We start from the raw sequence: 25202 nt of genomic DNA on the forward strand, positions 1-25202 counted from the left end.
GCCGTCGCCGAGGCAGTATGCGCTGCGGGGCGGCTCTTGCTTGGCATCTCTGGCTTGGGCCGTGCCAATGTGAGCCGTCAGGGGCTTTTTTCATGAATCTGCATTCCTCCCGCTCTCGAATCACTCTGGCCCGCGCCGCCTATAGCGCGCTGGCCTGGGCGGTCCAGCCTTTGCTGCGCCGCAAGCTGCGCCGTCGTGCCGTGGCCGAGCCCGGTTATGCCGAGCAGGTGCCCGAGCGTTTCGGACACTATATGCCAGAGACCTGGGGCCAGGACGGGCGCGGTCAATGGGTTTGGGTGCATGCGGTATCGTTGGGCGAGACACGGGCGGCAGCGATTTTGCTGCAGGCCCTGCGGCAGAAAATGCCAAGCATGCGCTTGCTGTTGACCCACAACACGGCCACTGGCCGAGCCGAAGGCCAAAAACTGCTGCAAGAAGGTGATGTCCAGGTCTGGGTGCCCTGGGACACGCTGGCCGCAACCCGCGCCTTCGTCGCGCAGTTTCGCCCGGCCGTGGGCGTGCTGATGGAAACCGAAATCTGGCCCAATCTGATTGCCAGCTGTGCCGAGGCCTCTGTGCCGCTGGCGCTGGCCAATGCACGGCTCAACGCCAAGTCGGAGGCCGGGGCCTTGCGTATGGCGCCGCTGTCGCGTCCCGCCTATGCGGCACTGTCTGCCGTCTGGGCCCAGACCGAGGCCGATGCCCAGCGCCTGCGCAATGTGGGAGCCAAGGTGGATGCGGTGCTGGGCAATCTCAAATTCGATGTGCAGCCCGATGCGGCCCAACTGGCCCGGGCCGGCCAGTGGCGTAAGGACCTGAGCCTGCCCGTCCTGCTGTTTGCCAGCAGCCGCGAAGGCGAAGAGGCGCAGTTGCTGGCCGAACTGAAGAAAAATCCCCAAGCCCTGCAGGCCGTACAGTGGCTGATTGTTCCGCGCCATCCCCAGCGTTTCGATGCGGTGGCGCAACTGTGCGCCGATGCCGGCTTTGCTGTGTCCCGCCGCAGTCAGTGGGATCACGGCCTGCCGCAGCCAGAGGGCGCGGTCTGGATTGGTGACTCACTAGGTGAGATGCCGCTGTATTACGGCCTGGCCGATGTGGCGCTGATGGGGGGTAGCTTCGAGCCCTTAGGCGGGCAGAACCTGATCGAGTCTCTGGCCTGTGGCACGTCCGTGGTGCTGGGGCCGCATACCTTCAATTTCAGCGAAGTCTCCGATCTGGCCGTGCTCTCTGGCGCGGCCTTGCGCAGCGCGGACATGGCTGCGGCCGTGCAACAGGCCCTGGCCTTGGTGCAAAGCCCACAGGCGCGAATGGCGGCCGAAACCTCGGCGCGTGATTTGCTGCAGCAACATCGGGGTGCCGCCGAGGCCACGGCCGAAGCCGTGCTGCAGCTGATGCTGCGTTGATCTGAAGCGGTCCGCTTTATTTGATAGCTGCAGGCGCTTTATTCTTGATATTTTGACCCTTGAACCGCACTGAAGTGTCCACAGTAAAAGCGCTAAACGCTCTCAAATAGAGAGCGATGGCTTGGGTGAAGCGTTTTCAATCTTTCAGCGATTTTCCTGGCGCACCGCAGGCTTGGCCGCTTTGGCGACTGCCGTAGCGGGCGCTGCAGTCTTGCCGGCTGCGCCGCTAATGCTAGGCGCCACAGTCAGTGCGTCGATCATGCGCAAGTCCTCATCGCTCAAGGATCCGGCAGACTGGCGCAGCTTGAGCTGGCCCAACAGTACCTGGTAGCGGGCCTGGGCCAGATCGCGCTGGGTCTGGAAGAGCTGGCTTTGGGCATTGAGCACGTCGATATTGATGCGCACGCCCACTTCATAACCGAGGCGGTTGGCTTCCAGAGCGCTCTGGCTGGAGCTCAGGGCCGCTTCCAACGCCTTGACCTGGGCCTGACCCGATTGCACGCCAAAGTAGGCGGTGCGTGTGGTCTGCTCCACCGTGCGGCGGGCGTCATCGAGCTGGGCGCGGGCTTTTTCTTCCAGCGCCACGGTCTCCTTGACACGGTTTTGCACGGCAAAGCCGGCAAACAGCGGCAGATTCATCACCACGCCGATCTGGGCCGAATTGGTTCTGGTCCCCGCAGGCAGGCTGGGCGTCATATAGCCGTTGGGGTAGCGGTTGATGCCATAGCCGGCCTGCAGATCCACGGTGGGCTTGTGGCCGGCTTCGGCTTTTTGGGTTTCGAGCTGGGCCACATCCAGGGCCAGCTGGGCCTGGCGCAGCTGGGGCTGGCGCTCCAGCGCCGTGTTCACCCAGCTTTGCGCATCGGCAGGCTGCAGGGTGGGCAGGGTCAGAGGCTGGGCCAGCGGGCTGGGTTGGGTTCCCACCTTGCCCACGATCTGGTCTAGCGCAATGCGCTTGACCTGTACCTCGTTCTGGGCGGCGATCTCCTGCGCCGTTGCCAGGTCGTAGCGGGCCTGGGCTTCGCGCGAATCGGTGATGGTGGCCGTGCCCACTTCAAAATTGCGCTTGGCCATCTCCAGCTGGCTGTTGATGGCGTTTTTCTGGGCTATGGCCACGTTGAGGCTGTCCTGGGCCGACAGCACATCGAAATAGGCCTGGGCCACGCGCACGATCAGGCTTTGCGCCGCGCCGTCGAGCTGAGCCTGTGCCACATCCAGCCCGCGCTGGCCTTGCTCGTAAGCTACTTTGTTGGCCGGGCGGTACAGCGGCTGCTGGGCGCTGAGCTGCAGGTTTTGCAGCGTGGTGTTGACGCCTGTTGCGGCCTGGGGCAGGTGAATCTCGGTATGCGTGCGGTTGACGCCGCCTTGCAGGCCCACACTGGGCAGCAGACCCGACAGAGCCTGATCGGCCCGGCTGGCCGCCGCGCGTGCATCGGCCTGCTGGGCCTGCCAGGAGGCATCGTAGCCGCGCGCCTGGGCCGTGAGCTGGGACAGCGTCTCTGCCTGCACCGTGGCGGCACCACTGCCCGCTGCGATCATAAGAGCCAGGGCCAGCAAGGAGGGCCGGGGCAGCATGCTTGCGGTGCGGGCCTGACTGGCCTGGTTGGCCTTGGGAGTGGTGAAGCACTGGGGCCGGGGCAGCTTGGTCATAGATGAAGTCTTTGGCAGTCTCGGTCTAGGTCGGTGTCGGTGGCCCTCGGTGCAGGGCAGGCCTGGGAATCAGTAGCGCGGCACGCTGGGGTCGGCGGTCAATGACCAGGCATCGATGCCGCCGGTGATATTGCTCACGTCCTCAAAGCCGTGGTTGATCAGAAACGCGGCCACGCTCATGCTGCGTGCGCCGTGGTGGCACAGGCAGGCAATCGGGTGATCGGGGTCTAGCTCTTGCAGGCGGCCAGGGATTTCGTGCATGGGAATGCAGCGCAACTCAAAGCCTTCGCCTTGAATGCTGGCCTGGGCAATTTCCCAGGGCTCGCGCACGTCCAGCACCACGGGCAGGGCCGAATCATTGCTATGGGCGGCGAGCCAGGCCTGGAATTGAGCGGGAGAAACTTGGGTCAGCATGCGAAAAATTCAAAAAGAAGGCAGAAGTCAGGAGAGAGTGCCTGAGGCAATCACGTACCGGAAGGACCGGAACTGCCAGGCGGTCGCTATTAGAAAAATAGCGCCTGTCGCAGATATCTTGCGGGCGAGGCGCTATTTTCAGGCTGCGAGGGGCTTAGAAGTTGAAGCGCGAAGGCTCTTCAAAGCTGGTCAGTCGCGGAGCGACCGTATCCCAGGGCTGGCTGAGCTTGAACTCGTTGCCAGTCTTGGTGACCAGGGTAAAACGCATCACGGGCTGCTGGCCCACGATGGCGGCAATGCGGCCGCCGTCGTTGAGCTGGGCAATCAGGGAGTCGGGAATCTGGGCTACCGAGCCGCTGAGCACGATGACATCGAACTGGCCCAGGGCGGCTGCGGCGGTGGCGCCGTCTGCCAGCTTCACTTCCACGTTCTTCACGCCGGCGCTCAGCAGGTTCTCGCGGGCCATCTCGGCCAGCTCGGGCACGATTTCTAGCGTCACCACTTCCTTGGCCTGTGCGGCCAGCAGGGCCGCCATATAGCCGGAACCCGAGCCGATTTCCAGCACGCGGTCGCTGGGCTTGATCTGCAGATCTTGTGCCATGCGGGCTTCGATCTTGGGGGCCAGCATGATCCAGCCCTTGGCAGCGGCTTCGTCGGGCGTGCCGTGCAGAGGGATTTCGATGTCGCAATAGGCCAGCGTGACATGCTCGGGCGGCACATAGTCTTCGCGCCGCACCTTGCCCAACAACTCCAGCACTTGTTCATCCAGCACGTTCCAGGGACGGATTTGCTGTTCAATCATGTTGAAGCGGGCCTGCGCGTGCACATCGCGCGGATCGACTTGGCTGTTCATTGGCAGGGCCATGGGGAGATCTCCGGGGAAAGTCTTTTATCGGGACAAACCAGCGATTCTACGAGCCTAGAGGGCATCGTGCGGCGGCTGGCCGTTTTTTGCGTGGCCGCCCGACCATTTGCGGCGCAGCCAGACGGAAAAATCATCAAGGTAGCAGTAGACCACGGGCACCACGACCAGAGTCAGCAGCGAGGAGGTGATCACGCCGCCAATTACGGCCTGGCCCATGGGCGCGCGCTGCTCCGAGCCTTCGGTCACGGCAAAGGCCAGCGGCACCATGCCGAAAATCATGGCCAGCGTGGTCATCAAAATCGGGCGCAGGCGCACGCGGGCGGCCAGCAGCAGAGCGTCGGAGCGTGGCAGGCCGGGCGTGGTCTGGCCCGTCGCCTCGTCGCGGTGTGGCTCGCGGGCGCGAATGGCAAAGTCCACCAGCAAAATAGCGTTCTTGGTCACCAGCCCCATCAGCATGACCACGCCGATGATGGAGAACATGGACAAGGCCGAGCCGAACATCAGCAAGGCCAGCACCACGCCTATCAGGGTCAGAGGCAGGGAGGTCATCAGGGCCAGGGGCTGCAGAAAGCTCTTGAACTGGCTGGCCAGAATCATGTAGATGAAGATCACGGCCAGGGCCAGGGCGGAGACCGCATAGCCAAAGGACTCGGCCATGTTCTTGGCCGCGCCGTTGAACTGAAAGCTATAACCCGGTGGCATGGCCATCTGCTTGAGCTCGGTCTGGATATCGGCCGTGACCTCGCCCACGGAGCGCAGATAGACATTGGCGTTCAGCGCGACCTCGCGGTTCAGATTGCGGCGGTTGATCTGGCTGGGGCCGCTGCCGGGCACCACCTGGGCCAACTGGTTCAGGCGCACAATGCGCAAGCTGCCGTCGCCGGCGCTGAGCGCAAACGGCAGGCGTTCCAGATCCAGGGGAGTGGTACGGGCTTCAGGGGCCAGGCGCACATTGACGTCATAGGTCTGGTCGTCGCTGGCGCGCCAGTTGCCCACGGTCTGGCCCGCCACCCAGGTGCGCAGTGCGTTGGTCATGCCGCCCACGGACAGGCCCAGATCGGCTGCTGCATCGCGGTTGATCCGGATGTCCACCATGGGCTTGTTGGGCTTGAGGCTGGAGTCCAGATCCACCAGGCCGGGAATGCTGCGAATCCTGTCCTGCAGCTGCAGGCTCAGGCGTTCAAGCTGGCCCAGGTCTGCGCCCACCAGAGACAGCTCGATCTGCTTTTGCCCGCCCACGTTGTCGCGCTGGCCCACATGGGTGACGGTGATGCCGGCGACGGCGCCGAGCCGGGTGCGCAATTCCTCGGAGATGGTGTCCACGCTGCGGTGGCGCTGATGTCTATCGCTCAGGCGTATGTAGATGCTGGCCGAGTTCTTGCCGTTGGCACTGGCCGAGTTGATGGTGGTCAGCGCATAGCGCAGCTCGGGCAGGGTTTTGAGAATGTCGTTGACCTGCACGGCCTTGGCTTCGGTCGCCTCAATGGACGAGCCTACGGGCGTGGTAAAGCTCACCGCCGTTTCGGAGTAATCGGCCTTGGGCACGAATTCAGTGCCAAGCAAGGGTACAAGCGCGATGCTTGCTATGAAAATCAAGAATGCCAGCAACAGCGTCAGCAGCTTGTGGGCCAGAGACCAGCGAAGAATGCTCTGGTAGAGGTCGGACAGCCGGTCGCTGGCGCGCTCCACCCAGGCCGTGAGCTGGCCCAGGGTCTTGTCGTACAGCGATTTTTTCTCGTGCACGCCATGGGCATGGATGGCCGGGTCATGCCAGACGCTGGAGAGCATGGGGTCCAGCGTGAAGCTGACAAACATGGAGATCAGCACGGCCGCCACGATGGTGATGCCGAACTCATGAAAGAACTTGCCTATGATGCCGCCCATAAAGCCTATAGGCAGGAACACGGCCACGATGGACAAGGTGGTGGCCAGCACGGCCAGGCCTATCTCCTGCGTGCCGTCCAGCGAGGCCTGGTAGGCGCTTTTGCCCATTTGCACATGGCGCACGATGTTCTCGCGCACCACGATGGCATCGTCGATCAGCAGGCCCACGCACAGCGACAGCGCCATCAGCGTGACCATGTTGATGGAAAAGCCGAACCAGTACATGAAGAGAAACGTGCCTATCAACGCAATCGGCAGGGTCAGCCCCGTGATGACGGTGGAGCGCCAGGAGTTCAGGAACAGAAACACGATCAGAATCGTGAGCGCGGCGCCTTCGATCAGGGTCTGGCGCACATTGTCCACACCCACTCGGATGGTGCGCGAGGTGTCGCCAATCGCCTGCAGGCGCACGCCGGGGGGCAGCTCGGGGGCGATGGCGGCAAGCGTGGCGTTCAGGCCGTCCACCACTTCGATCGTGTTTTCGTCCTGGGCTTTCTGCACCGACAGCAGCAGGGTGCGGCCGCCGTTGTACAAGGCCAGCGATTGCAGCTCCTGGGCATCGTCCTGTACCCGGGCCAGTTGGCCCACACGCACCGGAGCGCCTGCGCGCTGGGCGACGATGATGTTGGCAAACTCGGCCGGGCGCTTGATGCGGGTATCGATCTGCACCACCCGCTCCTGCTCTTTGGAGCGTATGGCGCCTACGGGCAGATCCTGGTTTTCGGCGCGCACGGCCTGGGCCACCTGCTCGGGCGTGATGGCATAGGCCTCCAGCGCCTCGGGCCTGAGATAAATATTGATCTCGCGCTTGGTTGCGCCCACCAGATTCACGGCGCCCACGCCGCGCACGTTCTCCAGCCGTTTTTTGAGCACCTGATCGGCCCAGCTGGTCAGTGCAATCGCATCGGGGGGCGTGACGGCTTGTTCGCTGTTCTGTCCCTTGAGCGCATGGGCATCAGGCAGCACGGCCACCGACCAGACGGCGTTGCTGGAGGGATCAAAGCGTATGACCCGCGGCTCCTTGACCTCGTCGCGCAGCGTAGGGCGCACTGCGGCGACTTTTTCGCGCACATCATCGGCGGCGCGGCGCCCGTCGACCTGGAGCTGAAACTCCACGATGACCACGCTGGTGCCTTCATAGCTGCGCGAGGTCAGCGAGTTGATGCCGGCCACCGAGTTGACGCTTTCCTCTATCTTCTTGGTGACCTCGCTCTCCACAATCTCGGGCGAGGCGCCGGGATAATCCACCGTCACCACCACCACAGGAAACTCGATATTGGGGAACTGATCGACCTTGAGGCGCTGGTAGGAGAACACGCCCAGCACCACAAAGGCCAGCATGAGCATGGTGGCCAGCACCGGGTTTTTCAGGCTGATACGGGTGAACCACATCTCACTGGCTCCCGGTTGCGGCTGGTGCAGTTTGGGCGCCGCTCTTGCTGTTCTGCTCGGCCTTGGCAGCTATCACCACCGCCGTGCCCTCACGCAAACCGCCGGTTGCTCCGACCAATACCCGGTCGCCGGCACTCAGGCCCGAGACAATCTGCACCCAGGTGCTGGCTTCATGCGGGGTTTGCGGCCCCAGGACCACGGGTGCCTGCACCACGCGCCACAGCGGGGCCGGACCATCCTGGCTGGCTTGCCGTTGCAGCAGCTGCACATAGGGCTGGGGCTTGTCGGTCAGCACGGCCGTCAAAGGCAGAGCCAGTTGCAACGATTGGCCGGTGGTCACAAAACCTTGTAAAAACAGGCCAGGGCGCAATTGGGGTGTGCGCTTGTTGCTATCAGCTTTGAGTTCTAAAATTTTCAGATAGGCCGCTACGGTGCGCGAACCGGTCTGTGCACTGGGGTTGATGCGTGCCACCTGGGCCTGCACCGGCTGCAAATCGTCTTCGCCCGTGTTGGCGCTACTGGTACCTGGCACCTGCAACTGGGCGGCCTGGCCGATCTGCACATAAACCGAATCTGCCGGCGCCAGTTGCACCTGCACTTCGAGTTGGCGGCCATCCACGATTTCCAGCAGCTTGGCTTCCACGCCCACGCGCTCGCCGTCTTGCACAAAACGCTGGGCTATCTGTCCGTCCATGGGCGAGGTGATGACGGTGTCGGTCACGCTTTTGCGCGCCGCGTCAGCTGCGGCCTGGGCGGCGGAGAGGTTGGCTTGCGCACCATCGAGATTGGCGGCCGAGGTCAGTAGCGCGGTTCTGGAGATGAAACCCTTGTCCACCAGCGCCAGATTGTTGTCCTGCTGGCGCTGGGCGATGGCCAGCTGGGCCTTGGCGGCATCGGCCTGTTTTTGGGCCTGGCGCCAGCGGGCGTCCACCTCGGTGGCGTCGATGCGGGCCAGGATCTGGCCTTTTTTCACGCTATCGCCTTCGCGCACCTGCAACTCGCGCAACTGGCCGGCCACATAGGCCTTGACCACGGCCGAGTTCACTGCCTGCACCACGCCATTGACGGGAACCGTGATGTTCAGCGTCAGCGGCTGCAGCTCAAGCACCTCGCCGGCCTGCACCTGGGTGGGCAGCTCGCGCGCTTGCGTGGTCTGCTGCATGGCGGCTTTTTTCTGCTGCTGATGGCTGGCGGCACGCCAGGCGACAAAGCCCAAAACCGCGACAAAAGCCAGGGCCAGAGCCCAGCGGCCGGAACGCTTCATAATGTGTAAAACCTTTTTTGGATTTCTTGTGATGCCGCCGCAACGAGTCTAGCTGTGTCGCTTGTACTGAGATGTTTCAAGGCGCAGCCATGCTAGCTTTTCCGGTAGTTGAAAACCAGGGTGCTAGCCAGTAGGCCGAATGGCTTATATCCGCCCGGCAGGGCCAGCCGGTATGCGCTAACCTTGAGGGAGTTTTAGATTCAAGGAGTGAGCATGGCTGCAGAAACGATTTATCTGGCGGGTGGCTGCTTTTGGTGCACGGAAGCCGTTTTTGACCGCGTGCGCGGAGTCACGGATGTGGAAAGCGGTTATGCCAACGGCCAGACCCCGAAACCGAGTTATGAGCAGATCTGCACGGGCCGCACCGGTCACGCCGAAGTGGTGAAGCTGGAGTTCGACCCTGCCGTCATTAGTCTGCGCGATCTGCTGCTGATTTTTTTCGGCACGCACGACCCGACTACGCTCAACCGTCAGGGCAACGATGCGGGCACGCAATACCGCAGCGGCATCTACACCACCACCGACGAACAAGCCGAGATTGCCAAGGCGCTGATTGCGCAGATGACGGCAGAGGGCGCATACGACGCGCCCATAGTCACCGAAGTCCAGCCCTTGAGCAGCTACTGGCCGGCCGAGGATTACCACCAGGACTACTTTGCGAACAATCCCAATCAGGGCTATTGCGCCTTTGTGGTGGGCCCCAAGGTGAGCAAGTTTCAGCATGCTTTTGGCCGCTGGCAGAAGAACGCGCCAAACACCTGAGCCGCTGAAGTCTTTGCAAGCGCCCAAGTCGCTATACACTCGTGCGCTTTGCTCAATCATTGGCCTAGAGTGCCGACACCCGCAAAAGTGTCGGTGTGAGCCGATGAGCTGATACGGCCCCCTGATCCCGACCTGATTGCTGGTTTGAAATCTTCCATCCACGCTTGCCAGCGCAGCCAGCCCATGGCTGCTAACTCACGCCTGCCGCGTGGGGGAGAGGGCGCGCGCGAGCGATTCTGGGCCAATCGCTGGTTGATGGCTTTGTTGGCGCTGGCCTTGGTGCTGGGGCCGGCTTTGGGGCAGATGCACCGGGTGGTGCACGAGGCTGCGAATTCCACGGCAAGCTCGGTCGGAAATGCCTATGGCAGTGCCGCCGTATTTGCCACTGACAGCCATGTCGCATCGGGCTATGGCTGGATTCACGATCTGTTCGCCGGCCACGGCCCTGCGGAATGTCAGCTGCTCGATGAGCACAACCACGGCTATGCCGGGCCGCCCGCCCTGCAGGCCTTCACGCCCGTGGTGCCGGGTACGGCCGTGCCGCTGTTTGTGCCCCAGGCCACGGCGGGTCAGGCCATCCTGGCGTTTTTTGATGCGCGCGGGCCCCCGCTTCATCACGGCAAGGTTTGAGAGATTGGCGTGCGCCGGTGCGTTGTGAGCGCCGGCCAGCTCCAGGGCTAGCCCATCGGGCTTTGTTCTCTCTACTTGCACTCCCACATTAATAGCAGGTAGCGCATATACAGCATGCGCTAGCAACCTGTTTTGTTTGAATTTTCAGGCCCGGATGCGCTGATCTAAAGCGTAGCCGCATGGGCAGATGCGCTCGATGCGCCTGTCCATGCCCGTGCCTGTGTGGAGTTTTTGATGAAGTTGCGCCATTTTTCTACCCGTTTTTCCAAGCCGGGCGCCTTGAGCGCGCGCAGTGCCCATGCGGTTCTGGGCATGGCCGCCGCGGTCATGGTTCCTGCCGCCATGGCACAGCAAGCCAAGGAGGCCGAAGCCACGCTGAGCGAGGTGACCGTCTCCACCAGCGGTTTGCCCGCTGCCGATATGGCCACGCCTGTGCAAGTACTGGATTCAGAGCAATTGCTGCAGCGCCAGGCAGCCACTCTGGGCGAGACCCTGGCTGCCGAGCCCGGCATTCATGCCAGCCACTTTGGCGCAGGCGCCAGCCGCCCCGTGATTCGCGGCATGGATGGCGCCCGCGTCTCCATTCTCAGCGACGGCTCCGAGCTGCTTGATGCCTCCACCGTCAGCCCCGACCATGCAGTGACCAGCGAGCCCATGCTGGCCACGCAAATGGAAGTGCTGCGCGGCCCATCGGCTCTGCTCTACAGCGCCGGCGCCATGGGCGGCGTGGTCAATGTGCTGGACGGCAAAATTCCCACCTCGCGCCCGGACAAGAGCGTGCAAGGCTCGGCCCAGCTGCAGGGAGGCACGGCGGCCGGCCAGACGGCGGGGGCTTTTTCGCTGACCGGCGCTGCGCCCAATGCGGATAGCTCCGGTTCCCTGGTATTGCATGCCGAAGGCGTGGCCCGTAACGCGGGTGACTACCGCGTGGGCAGCGGTTGGAGCGACAAAAAGGTAGCAGGTAGCTTCAACCGCACCCAGACCGGCAGCCTGGGCCTGAGCTGGGTGACTGACAAAGGCTATCTGGGCCTGGCCTATACCCGCCAGACTGCGCGCTACGGCCTGCCCGGCCACAGCCATGGCTTTGAGGGCTGCCATACCCATGGCGACCATCTGCATTGCGGCGAGGAAGGCGGGCATGAAGGTCATGACCACGGCGCTGAAGCCCATGGAGCAGGGGATGTGCCGGTGGTGGAGCTGACCAGCGAGCGCTGGGATCTGCGCGGCGAATGGCGCAACCCGGCAGCCGGCGTAGCCGCCGTGCGCCTGCGCAGCGGCTTTACCAATTACCGCCATGATGAAGTGGAAGACGGCCAGGTGGCCACCCGTTTCAAGAACCGTGCCCATGATCTGCGCCTGGAGGTCGAGCACGAGCCCCTGGCCGGCTGGCGCGGCACCTTGGGTCTGCAGACCATGAACCGCCGTTTCAGCGCCCAGGGCGAGGAAGCTTATGTGCAGCCCACGGACACCAGGCGCGACAGCCTGTATCTGTTTGAAGAGTATCGCTGGCAGGACTGGAGCCTGCAGGCCGCGCTGCGCCATGATCGCCAGAGGGTTGAGGCGCAGCTGACGGACGAGCGCCGCAGCCACAGCGCCACATCGGCCTCGCTGGGTACGGTGTGGAAGTTCCAGCCCGGCTACAGTGCCACGGCTTCCGTGACCACGGGCAGCCGCATGCCCACGGCCGAGGAGCTGTTTGCCAATGGCTTGCACATGGCCACAGCCACCTACGAGCGCGGGAACGCCAACCTGAGCCGCGAGCGCTCGCAGGCGCTGGACCTGGGTCTGGCCAAGACCACGGGCGATACCAAGTGGAAGCTCAATGCCTACCACTACCGTATCAACGACTACATCTACGGAGCCACGCTGGATGCCCACGAAGGTCTGCAGCTGCTGCAATACACCCAGGGCGATGCGCGCTTTACGGGCTGGGAAGCCCAGGTTTCCCAGCGCCTGTCTGCCAGCTGGACGGTGAGTGTGTTTGGCGATGGCGTACGTGCCCGCCTGGCCAATGGCGAAGCCTTGCCGCGCATTCCTTCGCAGCGCTGGGGCTTGCGCGTCAATACGCGCTTGGCCGGCTGGGATGGCATGGCCGAATGGGTGCAGGTGACGCGCCAGAACCGTACGGCAGCGTTTGAGAGCGAAACGGCCGGATACGGAATGCTGAACCTGGGGGCCAGCTATCAGTTCAGGAGCGGAACCAACACCTGGAGCGTTTACGTCAAGGGCCAGAATCTGACCAACCGTCTGGCCTACGCCGCCACGTCCTTCATCAAGACGGCAGCTCCCTTGATGGGCCGCAATCTGACGGTGGGCATAAAGCTGGACTTCTAAAAGCCGCTAACACCACTCTTGATACGTCGTTACTTCGCCTTGACGTACTTTTGTACTGTCTGCGGCTTTGTGCCTCATCTCAAACGCAAATCTTCGATTTGCGGAGTGGTGTTATCCGCTCTAAACTTCCTCGGGCTTGCGCCAGCTGCCGCGCTACAAATAGTGTTGCAGGTGGCGCAAGCCTTTGGTGCTTTCCAGCCCGATCTGGGCAACTACTTCCAGCTCCGGCCTGCCGTTTTTAAGCCACTGCACCACGGCGGTGTTGCGCAACACCTGGGGACCGACGCGCAACAGACGGGTCTTCTGGCTGTCTTCGGGCAAAGCCTGATGGGCTTTTTGAATGATTTGCGAAGCAACATGAAACAGCATGCGCACCGATAGCGGCCCGCCACGGCGCGAATAAAACACGATGTGATCGCCATCGACCACGAGAGGCCCGCGCTGCTGGTGGCTGAAGCGTCGCCAATCGGCCAGGGCCTGGGCCACGTTCTCTGGAATCGCCAGCGTGCGTTGCTGGGCAGCGCGCGCACCATCAATGCGCAGCCATTGAGGCGACTCGGCTCCCCGAATTGGCAGCTTGTTTTCATCTTGCACATCGCGCCAGAGCAGGGCGCGTACTTCCTCGGGGGCCAGCGCTAATTCATACAGCAGCAGCATGATGGCCCGGTCTCTGGCGTTTTGGTAGCCATCGGCCGCTGGAATATGCCTTGGCAGAGCATTCCACAGCGGGGCAGGCAGGCAGTGACCTTTGCCATCTTCTGACGGCGGGCGTTCCGAATGTTCTATGCCTCGCGCGGGGTTGTGTGCTATCCAGCCATGCTCGCAAGCGTGGTCGTAAATGCGTTCAAGTAAGCGCCAGTAGCGCCTGCGGGTGACTTCGCTGATTTGCCTGTCCGGTTGGTGCAGGGCACGCTGGCCCTGGCGTAGTTGCAAAAAGTGCTGCACATCGATTGCTGTGGCTTCATGCCAGAGCTTGGGGTTGACTGGCGTCTTGCTGTTCCGCTTTTTAATAGCAGTCGCTATGGGAGGAGAGGGCGCAGGACCCGCATCGGCTTGATTGTGGTTGCCTTTGATAGCAAGCTCGCCTGCCAGCTGCTGCAACCAGGAAGCCCAGACTTTTTCATAGCTGCCATCGGGGGAGGTATCCAGGCCGTGCCAGCTTTTGCTGCCCTCATGTTCCAGCCAGTCGCGAAACAAAGCGGTGCCTGAGGGGAGCGTGGAGGGCGGGGTTGCTGTCATGGATTCGTTCTTGGCTAGTAGGGTTGCGAGTTTGTTGATTGAATCAACGCTGAGGGTTGGCAGAGCCCGTTCTCAGGTTGGTTGCATCATCCACGTAGGTTGATGTGCTGATTCAAATTCCTACGAGGTTTTATCGGTATATAGCCTCGTGCATCTTTTGTTAAGGATGGTGCTCAAACTGGTTTAATGTAACTTACATGTCATCGATTTTTATTCCAAAAAACAGTTCATGCCTTATCACCTAGTAATCAAGAAAAGGGCAAACAAATGAACGCATTAGCATGAAAAGCGCGGCCCTGTGCCGTGCTTTTCATCAAAACTGGGCTGAAATTTCTAGAAATTCCGAGTCCACAGATCAGTGGCTCAGGGCGCCAGGCGCTCACGCAGCCATTGCCCGTCTTCCTCGCGATAGCACAGACGATCATGCAGACGGCTTTTACGGCCTTGCCAGAATTCCCAGCGGTCCGGCACCAGGCGAAAGCCGCCCCAATGTTCGGGGCGGGGTGGTTTGAGCAGGAACTGGGCGCTGTACTTGGCTGCATTGGCCACCAGCACGCCACGGCCGCTGATGACCTGGCTTTGCGGGCTGGCCCAGGCGCCTATGCGCGAATCCAGCGGCCGGCTGGCAAAGTAGGCATCGCTTTCTTCGGCGCTGACTTTTTCCACTCGACCTTCTATGCGCACCACGCGCTCCAGCTCCACCCAGTGAAATTGCAGCGCAGCAAAGGGGTTACCTGCCAGTTGCTGGCCTTTGCGGCTGTCGTAATTCGTGTACCAGACGATGCCGCGCTCGTCATAGCCTTTGATCAGCACAATGCGGGTGCTGGGGCGCATGTCACCGCTCACGGTGGCCACCGTCATGGCATTGGGTTCGGGCACTTGCGCTTGAACCGCCTCCTGCAGCCATTGATCAAACTGTTTCAGAGGGTCGGCGTTGGAGGCGGATTCGCTGAGTTCGGCGCGCTCATAGCTTTTGCGCAGATCGGCGATGGAAGAAGATAAGCTGCTCATGCTTGGCATTGTGCCGCGACTGTCGCGCCACGTTCATGTTCAGGCACAAGACATCATTGCCATGAGTTCTCACATCACTTTCTCCAAAGACCTTCCCTGTGTGCTGATTCTTGCGGCAGGCAGGGGAGAGCGCTTTCTCGCCTCTGGCGGCAGCACCCACAAACTGGCGGCCACGCTGGGCAATAGCACCGTGCTCGATGCCACATTGGCGGCAGTACAGGCTAGCGGATTGCCGTGGCATCTGGAGCGCGGCCCGCATCCGGGCATGGGTGACAGCATTGCCGCCGCCGTGCGTGCCACGCAGGGCGCAAAAGCCAGGGGCGGCTGGATGATCCTGCCGGCCGATCTTCCCCTGGTGCTGCCAGCCACCTTGCAAGCCGTTGCCCACACCTTGCAGCAAGCCGGCAGCGGTGGCTTGGCGGTGGTTCAGCCCCTGTATCAGGGCCAAAAAGGCCATCCCGTGGCTTTTTCCCAGGCCGCAGCCGACGCCTTGATGGGCTTGAGCGGCGATCAGGGAGCCTCCGCCATCGTCCAACAAGTCCGTGCCGTTGGTGGCTGGCATGCCCTGGCAGTGGATGATGTGGGTGTCGTTCTGGATGTGGATACCGTGACAGCCCTGGAACAAGCCCGCAAGATCTGGCGTGAGCGCCAGCTGGCGAGCAGATAGATGTCCATAAAAAAGGGCTGAAATATCAGCCCTTGTGCTTGATGCCCGTTTGAAAATCAGGCGCCGCGCTGGATCACGGCACAGGCCAGGCGAGCGCCTGAGTTGCCAGTGGGCTGGGTGGTGTAGTCGTCAGGGTCGTTGTGCACAATCAGGCTGCGGCCCAGCACGCCATTGCTTTCGCGGTCCAGAGTGAAGGCGCGGCTCACAAAATCCACCTTGGCCACGCCTTGGGTATCTGCTACCAGGCTGGGCAAGTCGCCCACATGGTGTGCGCCGGTGCTGCCGGCCTTGCCATGTGCCTGTTGAGCGGGGTTGAAGTGACCCAAGGCACTTAGACCGTCGCCGCTGGAGCAATCGCCTTTTTCATGGATGTGAAATCCGTGCTCGGTATTGGGTGCCAGGCCCGAGACACTGCCTTGCACGCGCACGCTGCCGTCGGTCTGCGGGAAGAACTGAATCACGCCGCTGACGGTGCTGCCCTTGGTGGCTTCCAGGCGTGCAATCGACTGGATCCCTGCCGCCTTGGCATAGCCGCTGCTTGCGGCCGCCCCTGGCGCTGCAGAAGCGCCGGAGGAAGAGGGCGCGGAAGTGGAGCAGGCGCCCAGCGCCAGCGTGGCTGCAACGGCCAGGGCAAGCCAGACGGGCTGCAGGGCTGGTGAGTCTTTCATCTTGTCGTCCTTGTGTAGAGCAGCTGCCACGCGCTGCATATGCCACTCACGAAAGCAGAGCGGCTAGCGCATGGTTGATATAGCTTGCAGAGAGAAAACTAGTGGAAAAGCCAATCCATGGAAACGCAGGTGGCTCCCAATACCATAGCGCACAATGGCTTGGCTCAGGCATCAGTTTGCTGCGTAGCTCAGCAACTTTTGCAAGGCCTTGTCACGAATGCCCATGCGCTGCAGCTCATCAAAGGTCGCCTGGGCATAGTCGCGCGTCGTGCCATAAATGCCCTGGGCCTGGGCAAAGATGCGCCGGTACTCTTCGGGTGGCAACTCGCCCGTGTGATGCGGGCTTTGCCGCGACAGTGTGAAAGCCAAGGCTTTCACCGTGCCATGGGCGGTCTTGCAAGGCAGCCAGCGCGGGTCATAGACTGCATTGGGCATTTCGCGCTGCCATAGCTGCTTGAGCACGGCGGGTGCATCGGTTTGCGCGACCCGGAAAGCCATGCCATGGCAGCTTCCGCCCGAGAGCATGCCAAACACCAGGCCCGGGCACTGCGGAGTGCCGCGGTTGATGGTGCTCCACATTTTGAGAGCACGATGCCAGCCATGGACATGGGCTGTACGCCGTTCGCTAAAGGCAAAATCCGGGCGCCAGATCAGCGAGCCGTAGCCAAACACCCATAAATCTTCTGAGCCCCCCCATTGCGACATGGTGTGTTCCAGCATGGGCGTGGCATCACGGTCATGCGCGCAGAAAAGAGAGGGAAAGGGCAGGGCTGACATCGAAAACTCCCACACGGAAAGGCTGGGTAGCTACAAAAGTGCAACTTCGTGCTGCACTGCTGTCTTGTATAACGCAGCCCTGCGCCTGTGGTGCACAGCGGGCGGAATGTTTGTGCAAAAGCAACAGCCATCCACCCTCAGCCAATCTCGCGCGAGGAAGCTTTCCGGTTTCTTTTAGCCCGCGCTGGTAGCTGCTGCGAGCTCACCCAGTTGGCGCAAATCCAGTTTGCCGTCGCGCATGGGTGGGCACCACAGATAGCAGCCGGTCAAAGGCTTGGAGAACTTGAACAGGGCGTCGCTGATGCCGTCGTCCAGCCCGAGCATGCGTCGCATTTGCGCTTCAAAGGCATCGAAACGATGGCCAAAGGCGGAAAACATCAGACCGCAATGATCTTCAGCTTGCGGGCTGACGCTCCACCAGGGCATGGAGCGGCGCACCAGAAACGCTTCGGGCTCAAAATCTTCCTGGGCGGTGCGCTTGACGTGAGCGGACTCGGGAGCATCTTCCAGCTCTTCGTTGTCGCTGCGGCGGCGACCCATGGCGTTGTCCTGCTCATGCGTAGCCATGCGTTCGAACGTGGAAAAGTCATGCTCCCACTTTTGAAGCACCCAGCAACTGCCGCCATTGAGCCCATCGCTTAAATCGGCGCACAGGGCAGCAGCCGAGGCATCCTCGTCCTGAGGGTTCTCGGTGCCGTCTTCGTAGCCGGTCAGGTCACGGCCGTGGCCGCTTTCACCCAGTTGATGCAAAAAGCTGTCAACGATATGCCTGACGGCAAAAGCAGGGCGTAGGGCCTTGACCAGCTCACGGGTTTGCGTGAGCACCTCACCTCGGCCGGGGCCGCGCAGCCAGATGCAAAGCGCCTCTGGAGTGCTGGGGGTTGAAAATTCCTTGCCCTGCAGCGCAGGGAACTCGCGCAGACATGAAATTTCACAGCCCAGCGCAGCTATCAGCTGAGGACCCATGCCGACTACAGCGGAACGGCCGTCCACCATGGTTTGCAAGCGTGCCAGTGCGCTGCGCAAGGCCTGTGCATCGCCAGCAATCGAAAAGAAAATATAGCGGCCGCTGCTGGGAAGGGGGGCCAGAATGCCTGCTTGAGACAGATTCATTGTGTGCATGCAGTTAGTCGTTGGGGTGTGATCAGTCTACTGCGCTGCAAAGGGCTTCACGCCGACAGCAGGGCAGGCGTGAAATGGCGGCCTGGCCCTGGGAAAATGCATAAGCGGCTCTCTTTTTCAGAAAAATGCCGCATTTTGGGAAAACACGGTTTTTGCGCTGCTATACTTGCGGCTTCAACAAACGACAGGCGCGTAGCTCAGCTGGTTAGAGCACCACCTTGACATGGTGGGGGTCGTTGGTTCGAGTCCAATCGCGCCTACCAAATAAAAGCAAGCAAAACCAGTGCTTGCAGCAAAAATGCCCGCTAACAAGCGGGCATTTTTGTTTCCGGGCCACGCAACTGCTACAGCAAACAGTACCGGACATTGCGGCTCAAACAGGTGTCACGGCTGCGGCCCCCCAATCAGTTGGCCAGAGCCCGCACATCAGGGGCTGTGCGTTGCAGGTGAGGGTGTTGCACGAACAGCTCGGCCGCCCAATCCACAAAGGCCCGCACCTTGGCACTGAGGTGACGGTTGGGCGGGTAGACCACGTAAACAGGCAGCAGGGGCTGGCCCCATTCGGGCAGCAGCTGCACCAGCTCACCACGCGCTAGGTGCTCATGGGCCTGAAAAGTGGTGATCTGGCCCACGCCTTGGCCTGCGACCAAGGCCGCCACATAGGCATTGGCTTCGTTCACGGCCAGTTGGGCCGGGCTGCCAATCTCCAGCACCTCGCCGTCAAGGTGAAATTCCAGCGGATAGCGGCGCATGGACACGGGCGAAAAATAAATGATGTTGCGGTGGCCTCGCTCCAACTCCAGTGGATGCAGTGGCGTACCGTGGTGGGCAAGGTAGCTTGGTGAGGCCACAGTGACGAATTCCAGATTGCCGATGCGCCGAGCAACCAAAGATTGATCTGCCAACTCGCCGCCGCGGATGACGCAATCCACATTGTCACCAATCAGGTCCACGGTGCGATCGCTCACGCCCAGGTCCAGCTGGATGTCGGGGTAGCGCGCCTGAAATTCGGCCAGGTGCGGAATGATGAGCAGACGAGCCATGGAGGTGCCCACATCCACGCGCAGGCGTCCGCGCGGTGTGGCACGTGCCTGGCTGAGGCTGGCTTCCATGTCGTCGAAATCGGCCAGCAGGCGCACGACGCGGTCGTAGTAGGCCGCGCCGTCGGCCGTGACCGTGACCCGGCGGGTGGTGCGGTTGAGCAGCTTCACGCGCAGACGGGCCTCCAGGGCCTGGATGTGTTTGGTTACCGTGCCCTTGGGCAACTGCAGCGAATCAGCCGCGCGCGTGAACGTGCCGGCTTCGACCACCCGCGCAAACAGGCGCATGGCCTGGATCTGGTCCATGGACTCTCCCTTTTCCTTCTCTGCCCCAGTCAGGGGCAGAAGAATTCTCACACGTAGTCCCTGTGCGATTGTTCGGTAATTGGAAACACTGCGGTGGCGATTGCCCGGTTTATCGTTGCCAACTGTCCCGCTACATTTGCCATCATCCGGTTCTGTCCTGTCCGGTTCCCAACACCATGTCCACTACACCTGCTGCCTCGTCGCCATCATCCATCTGCACCGACTCCTCTATCAAAGTGGCCGGGCAGGAGGTGGCTGTGCGTGTCTACGGCAAGAAGCCGGCGGGCCAGGTACACCCCCTGGTCGTGCATTTCCACGGCGGAGCCTTTGTCTCGGGCGACCTGGACAACGGCTCCGCCGTGGCCAGCTTGCTCGAGGCGGCTGGCGCGCGTGTGGTCTCCGTGGCTTACCCGCTTTCTCCTTTTCCCCAGCCGCTGGAAACCAGCTATGCCGTGCTGCAGTGGGCCTACAAGCAACGCACGCGGCTGGCCGGTCACGGCGCTCTGGTCTACCTGGCGGGCGAGGAGGCTGGTGGCAACCTGGCCGCCGGCGTAGCCCTGATGGCGCGCGACCAATCTCACCCACCGCTGGCCGGGCAGATTTTGCTCTCGCCCATGCTCGATCCCTGTGTGGGCACGGCCTCGCTGCGGGCGGCAACGGGCACGGCCACGGTCTGCAAGTGGGCCGACGGCTGGTTCAAATTCTTGAGCTGCACCCGCGACGCCGAACACCCTTATGCCGTGCCCGGTGCCGCCCAGCGCCTGGCAGGCCTGCCGCCCAGCCTGGTCATGGTTGGCAGCGAGGACCCCATGCACGACGAAGCCCTGGCCTATGCGGCCCGGCTTGAAGCCGCTGGCCTGTCGGTGACCCGTCATGTGTTCAACCAGGCGGAGCAATGGCCCGAAGCGCTGCTGCAGCCCGGTGCGACTGCCTGCCCTTGTGCGGATGAAGTACAGGCGCAGATCCGTCACTTCTTCGAGGCCACACGATGTCGCCCACCCCCTTGAAGGGCCGCAAGCCCTGAATCCCCTGTTTGCTGCAGGTGCTTGACCTCAAGTTTGCTTTAGGTTGAACACTGCCTACCCCTGACCAGCGCCTGCCGGTGCGGGCTCCCTTGTTGTTCGGTTTTTTCCGGTGTGATCGGCCGGAGGGCACCGCTTTGCCTGGATTTTCCGCATCCTGCCCCAGGGCAGGGCGCACCACCTCTAAAGAATCGCCATGAACGCACCTCTTTCCACCGTTTCCTCTTCCTCGCGCCGTTGGTGGACGGCCGTTGGCGCAGCCACTGTGGTGGTTGCCGCCGGAGGCGCAGCCCTGGGCTTGCAAACCTCGCACGCCGAGGCGCCCGCCCATGCCGCATCGCCGGCCATTCCCGTGTCCGTAGCCGCCGTGGTGCAGCAGGATGTAGCCCTATGGGACGAGTTTTCGGGTCGGCTTGAAGCTGTGCAGCGTGTGGACATCCGTCCGCGCGTGGCCGGTGCCGTGCAGGCCGTGCACTTTCGCGAAGGCGCACTGGTGAAGCAGGGAGACCTGTTGTTCACCGTGGACCCTGCACCTTACGCCGCTGAGGTGGAGCGTGCCGATGCCCAGGTCGTCGCCGCCCAGGCCCGCGTGTCGTACACGCGCAGCGACATGGAGCGTGCCACTCGCCTATGGGACGAGCGCGCCATTGCCCAGCGCGAGCGGGACGAGCGCGTGAACGCCCAGCGCGAAGCCGACGCCAATCTGCGCGCCGCCCAGGCAGCGCTGCAGACGGCACGCCTGAACCTCTCCTACACCCAGGTTCGTGCTCCCGTGGCCGGTCGTGTGGGTCGCATCGAAGTGACCCTGGGCAATCTGGTCGATGCCGGCGCCAGCGCCCCCGTGCTGACCACATTGGTTTCAGTGAGTCCCATCTACGCCAGCTTTGACACCGACGAGCAGGTGGTGGCACGCGCATTCGACGGCCTGGATAGCGGCAAGAGTGCCCAGGGCGCCAGGGCCCTCATAGAACGCATCCCCGTGCAGATGGGCACGGGCACGGCTGGGAGCACACCGTACACCGGTCACCTGCAGCTTATCGACAACCAGGTGGACGCCAAGAGCGGCACGGTGCGGGTACGCGCCGTGTTTGACAACACGGACGGCGCCCTCATGCCCGGCCAGTTTGCGCGCATCCGCATGGGCCAGGCCCAGAGCACTTCGGCCGTGCTGATCAACGAACGCGCCGTGGGCACGGACCAGAACAAGAAATTCGTCATGGTCGTGGGCGAAGGCGACAAGGCCGAGTACCGCGAAGTACAGCTGGGTGCGCCGGTCAATGGCCTGCGCGTCGTCACCTCGGGCCTCAAGGCGGGAGAGCGCATCGTCGTCAACGGACTGCAGCGCGTGCGCCCCGGTGCCGTGATCGCCCCACAGAACGTACCCATGAGCGCCAAGGCCGAACTACTGACAGGTGAAGCCGCACAAGCCCAAGCCGGCGACAAGCCGTCTGCTGCCACGCAGCCCGCGGCCTGAGCACCGACCGCCAGAAAGACAAGAACATGAACCTTTCCCGCTTTTTCATCGACCGCCCCATTTTTGCCGGGGTGTTGTCGGTGCTCATCTTCCTGAGTGGTCTGATCGCCCTGCGCGCGCTGCCAATCTCTGAATACCCTGAAGTCGCGCCGCCCTCCGTGGTGGTGCGCGCCACCTATCCCGGAGCCAACCCCAAGGTGATCGCCGAAACCGTGGCTACGCCGCTGGAGGAATCCATCAACGGTGTGGAAGGCATGCTCTACATGGGCAGCCAGGCCACGACCGACGGCGTGATGACGCTGACCGTCACCTTTGCCCTGGGTACCGACCCCGACAAGGCACAGCAGCTGGTGCAAAACCGCGTCTCCCAGGCCGAGCCACGCCTGCCAGAAGAAGTTCGCCGCCTGGGCATCACCACGGTGAAAAGTGCGCCCGACCTGACCATGGTCGTGCACATGGTTTCGCCCAACGGCCGCTATGACATCGACTACCTGCGCAACTACGCCGTGCTGAACGTCAAGGACCGCCTGGCGCGCATCCAGGGCGTGGGTCAGGTGCAGATCTTCGGTGGTGGCGACTATTCCATGCGCGCCTGGCTGGATCCCCAGAAGGTGGCGCAGCGCGGCCTCTCTGCCGCCGATGTGGTGGCCGCCATTCGCGGCCAGAACGTACAGGCCGCAGCCGGCGTGGTGGGCCAGTCGCCCAGCTTGAAGGGTGTGGACATGCAACTGTCCATCAACGCACAAGGGCGTCTGCAGACCGAAGAAGAATTTGGCGACATCATCGTCAAGACCGGAGCCGACGGCGCGGTGACACGCCTGCGCGACGTGGCCCGTCTGGAGCTGGGTGCAGCCGACTATTCGCTGCGCTCGCTGCTCAACAACGACCCGGCCGTGGGCATGGGCGTGTTCCAGGCACCAGGCTCCAACGCACTGGACATTTCGGCCAATGTGCGCTCCACCATGGCCGAGCTGCAGAAAAACATGCCCGAAGGCGTGGAGTTTCGCATCGCCTACGACCCTACGCAGTTCGTGCGTGCGTCGATCAAGTCCGTGATCCAGACGCTGCTGGAGGCCGTGGCCCTGGTGGTGATCGTGGTGATCCTGTTCCTGCAGACCTGGCGCGCCTCCATCATTCCGCTGCTGGCCGTGCCGGTGTCGGTGGTGGGCACGTTCGCCGTGCTGCACCTGCTGGGTTTTTCCATCAATGCGTTGAGTTTGTTTGGCCTGGTGCTGGCCATCGGCATCGTGGTGGACGACGCCATCGTGGTGGTGGAGAACGTGGAGCGCAACATCGAGGCAGGCCTGAGCCCGCGCGAGGCGACCTACCGCGCCATGCGCGAAGTGTCCGGCCCCATCATCGCCATCGCCCTGGTGCTGGTGGCCGTGTTCGTACCGCTGGCCTTCATCAGCGGGCTCACGGGCCAGTTCTATCGCCAGTTCGCGGTGACGATTGCGATTTCCACCGTGATTTCGGCCATCAACTCGCTGACTCTGTCGCCTGCGCTCTCGGCGCTCTTGCTCCGTGGCCACCACGAGCCCAAGGACGCGCTGACGCGCGGCATGGACAAGGTGCTGGGCGGGTTCTTCCGCCGCTTCAACAGCCTGTTCCACCGTGGCTCGGAGGCCTACAGCGGCGGCGTCAAGCGGGTCATCGGCCGCAAGGCCTTGATGCTGGTGATCTACGCTGCGCTGGTCGCCGCCACCTGGGGTCTGTTCAAGATCGTTCCCGGTGGCTTTGTGCCGGCGCAGGACAAGCAGTACCTGGTGGGCTTTGCGCAACTGCCTGACGGCGCCACGCTGGACCGCACCGAAGACGTGATCCGCCGCATGGGCGAGATCGTCAAGACCAACCCCAATGTGGAAGACGCCATTGCCTTCCCGGGCCTTTCAATCAACGGCTTCACCAACAGCTCCAACTCGGGCATCGTGTTTGTCACGCTCAAGCCCTTTGCCGAGCGCACGCTCGCCGACCAGAGCGGTGGCGCCATCGCTGGCCAGCTCAACCAGGCCTTTGGCAGCATTCAGGAAGCTTTCATCGCCATGTTCCCACCGCCCCCCGTGGCGGGCCTGGGCACGACCGGCGGCTTCAAGCTGCAGATCGAGGACCGCGCTTCGTTGGGCTATGACGCCATGGATGCGGCCGTGAAGGCCTTCATGGCCAAGGCCTACCAGACGCCCGAGCTGGCCGGTCTGTTCACCAGCTGGCAGGTCAACGTGCCCCAGCTCTATGCGGCCATCGACCGTACCAAGGCGCGCCAACTCGGTGTGCCCGTGACCGACATCTTCGAGACGCTGCAGATCTACCTGGGCAGCCTGTACGCCAACGACTTCAACCAGTTTGGCCGCACTTACAGCGTGCGCGTCCAGGCCGATGCCGCCTACCGGGCGCGTGCCGAAGATGTGGGCCTGCTCAAGGTGCGCTCCACCACGGGCGAAATGGTGCCGCTGTCGGCGCTGATGAAGATAGAGCCCAGCTTTGGGCCCGAGCGTGCCATGCGCTACAACGGCTTTCTGGCTGCCGATGTGAACGGCGGGCCCGCGCCCGGCTTCTCCTCGGGCCAGGCCCAGGCGGCCATCGAACGCATCGCCGCCGAAACCCTGCCGCAGGGCATTGGTTTCGAATGGACCGAGCTGACCTACCAGGAAATTCTGGCCAGCAATTCCGCCGTGCTGGTCTTCCCCATAGCCATCCTGTTGGTGTTCCTGGTGCTGGCCGCGCAGTACGAAAGCCTGACACTGCCGATCGCCATCATTCTGATCGTGCCCATGGGCCTCTTGGCCGCCATGACGGGCGTGTGGCTCAGCGGGGGCGACAACAACGTGTTCACGCAGATCGGACTCATCGTGTTGGTGGGGCTATCGGCCAAGAACGCCATCCTGATCGTGGAGTTTGCCCGCGAACTGGAATTTGCCGGCCGCACGCCCGTGCAGGCCGCCATCGAGGCCAGCCGCCTGCGCCTGCGCCCGATTCTCATGACCTCGCTGGCTTTCGTGATGGGTGTGCTGCCCCTGGTGCTGTCCACCGGTGCCGGCGCCGAGATGCGCAGCGCCATGGGCGTGGCGGTGTTCGCCGGAATGATTGGCGTGACGGCCTTCGGCCTGTTCCTCACCCCGGTGTTCTATGTGGTGCTGCGCCGCATGGCCGGCAACCGCCCACTGCAGCAGCACGGCAGCCGCACAGCGCCGCTGGGCGATGAAGACCAGGGCGCGGGTCACGGTGCCTCAGCCTACCCTGTGATTGCTGCACCGCGCGGGCAGCACGAATGAGACGGAGTT

At 62.7% G+C, this 25202-nt stretch carries 19 protein-coding genes and 1 tRNA gene; 9 read left to right on the forward strand and 11 right to left on the reverse strand.

What is annotated here, in order from left to right; genetic code table 11:
* Nucleotides 1–92: 92 nt before the first annotated feature.
* Nucleotides 93–1403, forward strand: a complete 1311-nt coding sequence (locus ACNAZA_RS13425; protein WP_415797061.1) for a 3-deoxy-D-manno-octulosonic acid transferase — start codon at nt 93–95, stop codon at nt 1401–1403.
* Between the two features lie 144 nt (nt 1404–1547).
* On the opposite strand, the gene ACNAZA_RS13430 is transcribed toward ACNAZA_RS13425, so the two are convergent.
* From ACNAZA_RS13430 to ACNAZA_RS13450, 5 genes are all read right to left on the reverse strand, one after another.
* Nucleotides 1548–2978, reverse strand: coding sequence for a TolC family outer membrane protein (locus ACNAZA_RS13430; RefSeq protein ID WP_415797103.1), 1431 nt, complete (start codon nt 2976–2978; stop codon nt 1548–1550).
* 144 nt (nt 2979–3122) lie between these two features.
* Complete coding sequence (locus tag ACNAZA_RS13435) at nt 3123–3467, reverse strand: rhodanese-like domain-containing protein (RefSeq protein WP_120967785.1); 345 nt, start codon at nt 3465–3467, stop codon at nt 3123–3125.
* A 154-nt stretch (nt 3468–3621) separates the two neighbouring features.
* The gene (locus ACNAZA_RS13440) at nt 3622–4332 is read right to left on the reverse strand and encodes a protein-L-isoaspartate O-methyltransferase family protein (protein ID WP_415797062.1); all 711 of its coding nucleotides are present in this window, start codon (nt 4330–4332) and stop codon (nt 3622–3624) included.
* Nucleotides 4333–4386: 54 nt separating this feature from the next.
* Nucleotides 4387–7608 (reverse strand): efflux RND transporter permease subunit, encoded by a 3222-nt coding sequence (locus ACNAZA_RS13445; protein ID WP_415797063.1) that lies wholly within the window; start codon nt 7606–7608, stop codon nt 4387–4389.
* Between the two features lies 1 nt (nt 7609).
* Nucleotides 7610–8872 carry an efflux RND transporter periplasmic adaptor subunit gene (locus ACNAZA_RS13450; RefSeq protein WP_415797064.1) on the reverse strand — a complete coding sequence of 421 codons (1263 nt, stop codon included), beginning with the start codon at nt 8870–8872 and terminating at the stop codon, nt 7610–7612.
* A gap of 213 nt (nt 8873–9085) precedes the next feature.
* Here ACNAZA_RS13450 and msrA point away from each other — a divergent pair, with 213 nt between their 5' ends.
* The 3 genes from msrA to ACNAZA_RS13465 all read left to right on the forward strand — a co-directional run bounded on the left by msrA (nt 9086) and on the right by ACNAZA_RS13465 (nt 12598).
* On the forward strand, nt 9086–9634 hold the full coding sequence (gene msrA, locus ACNAZA_RS13455) for a peptide-methionine (S)-S-oxide reductase MsrA (protein WP_415797065.1): 549 nt from the start codon (nt 9086–9088) through the stop codon (nt 9632–9634).
* Between the two features lie 255 nt (nt 9635–9889).
* Nucleotides 9890–10264 carry a hypothetical protein gene (locus tag ACNAZA_RS13460; protein WP_415797104.1) on the forward strand — a complete coding sequence of 125 codons (375 nt, stop codon included), beginning with the start codon at nt 9890–9892 and terminating at the stop codon, nt 10262–10264.
* A gap of 234 nt (nt 10265–10498) precedes the next feature.
* Nucleotides 10499–12598 (forward strand): TonB-dependent receptor domain-containing protein, encoded by a 2100-nt coding sequence (locus ACNAZA_RS13465; protein ID WP_415797066.1) that lies wholly within the window; start codon nt 10499–10501, stop codon nt 12596–12598.
* A 153-nt stretch (nt 12599–12751) separates the two neighbouring features.
* Here ACNAZA_RS13465 and ACNAZA_RS13470 read toward each other — a convergent pair whose 3' ends face one another.
* Together ACNAZA_RS13470 and pdxH are read right to left on the reverse strand one after the other, a co-directional pair.
* Nucleotides 12752–13837: a tyrosine-type recombinase/integrase gene (locus ACNAZA_RS13470; protein ID WP_415797067.1), complete on the reverse strand. Its 1086-nt coding sequence runs from the start codon at nt 13835–13837 to the stop codon at nt 12752–12754.
* A gap of 363 nt (nt 13838–14200) precedes the next feature.
* Nucleotides 14201–14848 carry a pyridoxamine 5'-phosphate oxidase gene (pdxH, locus tag ACNAZA_RS13475; protein ID WP_415797068.1) on the reverse strand — a complete coding sequence of 216 codons (648 nt, stop codon included), beginning with the start codon at nt 14846–14848 and terminating at the stop codon, nt 14201–14203.
* Nucleotides 14849–14909: 61 nt separating this feature from the next.
* Between pdxH and ACNAZA_RS13480 the strand changes: the two genes are divergently transcribed.
* On the forward strand, nt 14910–15515 hold the full coding sequence (locus ACNAZA_RS13480; RefSeq protein WP_415797069.1) for a nucleotidyltransferase family protein: 606 nt from the start codon (nt 14910–14912) through the stop codon (nt 15513–15515).
* A 56-nt stretch (nt 15516–15571) separates the two neighbouring features.
* Here the strand turns inward: ACNAZA_RS13480 and ACNAZA_RS13485 are convergent, their stop codons facing one another.
* The 3 genes from ACNAZA_RS13485 to ACNAZA_RS13495 all read right to left on the reverse strand — a co-directional run bounded on the left by ACNAZA_RS13485 (nt 15572) and on the right by ACNAZA_RS13495 (nt 18073).
* On the reverse strand, nt 15572–16183 hold the full coding sequence (locus ACNAZA_RS13485) for a superoxide dismutase family protein (RefSeq protein ID WP_415797070.1): 612 nt from the start codon (nt 16181–16183) through the stop codon (nt 15572–15574).
* 171 nt (nt 16184–16354) lie between these two features.
* Complete coding sequence (locus ACNAZA_RS13490; protein WP_415797071.1) at nt 16355–16960, reverse strand: gamma-glutamylcyclotransferase; 606 nt, start codon at nt 16958–16960, stop codon at nt 16355–16357.
* A gap of 174 nt (nt 16961–17134) precedes the next feature.
* Complete coding sequence (locus ACNAZA_RS13495) at nt 17135–18073, reverse strand: Dyp-type peroxidase (RefSeq protein ID WP_415797072.1); 939 nt, start codon at nt 18071–18073, stop codon at nt 17135–17137.
* A 195-nt stretch (nt 18074–18268) separates the two neighbouring features.
* Here ACNAZA_RS13495 and ACNAZA_RS13500 point away from each other — a divergent pair.
* A tRNA-Val gene (locus tag ACNAZA_RS13500) sits at nt 18269–18345 on the forward strand.
* 141 nt (nt 18346–18486) lie between these two features.
* On the opposite strand, the gene ACNAZA_RS13505 is transcribed toward ACNAZA_RS13500, so the two are convergent.
* On the reverse strand, nt 18487–19428 hold the full coding sequence (locus ACNAZA_RS13505; protein ID WP_415797073.1) for a LysR family transcriptional regulator: 942 nt from the start codon (nt 19426–19428) through the stop codon (nt 18487–18489).
* 176 nt (nt 19429–19604) lie between these two features.
* Between ACNAZA_RS13505 and ACNAZA_RS13510 the strand changes: the two genes are divergently transcribed.
* The 3 genes from ACNAZA_RS13510 (at nt 19605) to ACNAZA_RS13520 (ending at nt 25193) form a co-directional block, all read left to right on the forward strand.
* Entirely contained in the window at nt 19605–20435 is an 831-nt protein-coding gene (locus ACNAZA_RS13510) for an alpha/beta hydrolase (protein WP_415797074.1), read from the forward strand.
* 211 nt (nt 20436–20646) lie between these two features.
* Nucleotides 20647–21924 carry an efflux RND transporter periplasmic adaptor subunit gene (locus ACNAZA_RS13515; protein WP_415797075.1) on the forward strand — a complete coding sequence of 426 codons (1278 nt, stop codon included), beginning with the start codon at nt 20647–20649 and terminating at the stop codon, nt 21922–21924.
* Between the two features lie 26 nt (nt 21925–21950).
* On the forward strand, nt 21951–25193 hold the full coding sequence (locus ACNAZA_RS13520) for an efflux RND transporter permease subunit (RefSeq protein WP_415797076.1): 3243 nt from the start codon (nt 21951–21953) through the stop codon (nt 25191–25193).
* Nucleotides 25194–25202 lie beyond the last annotated feature (9 nt).

The organism is Comamonas aquatilis (assembly GCF_965139575.1).
Taxonomy (GTDB): Bacteria; Pseudomonadota; Gammaproteobacteria; order Burkholderiales; family Burkholderiaceae_C; genus Comamonas; species Comamonas aquatilis.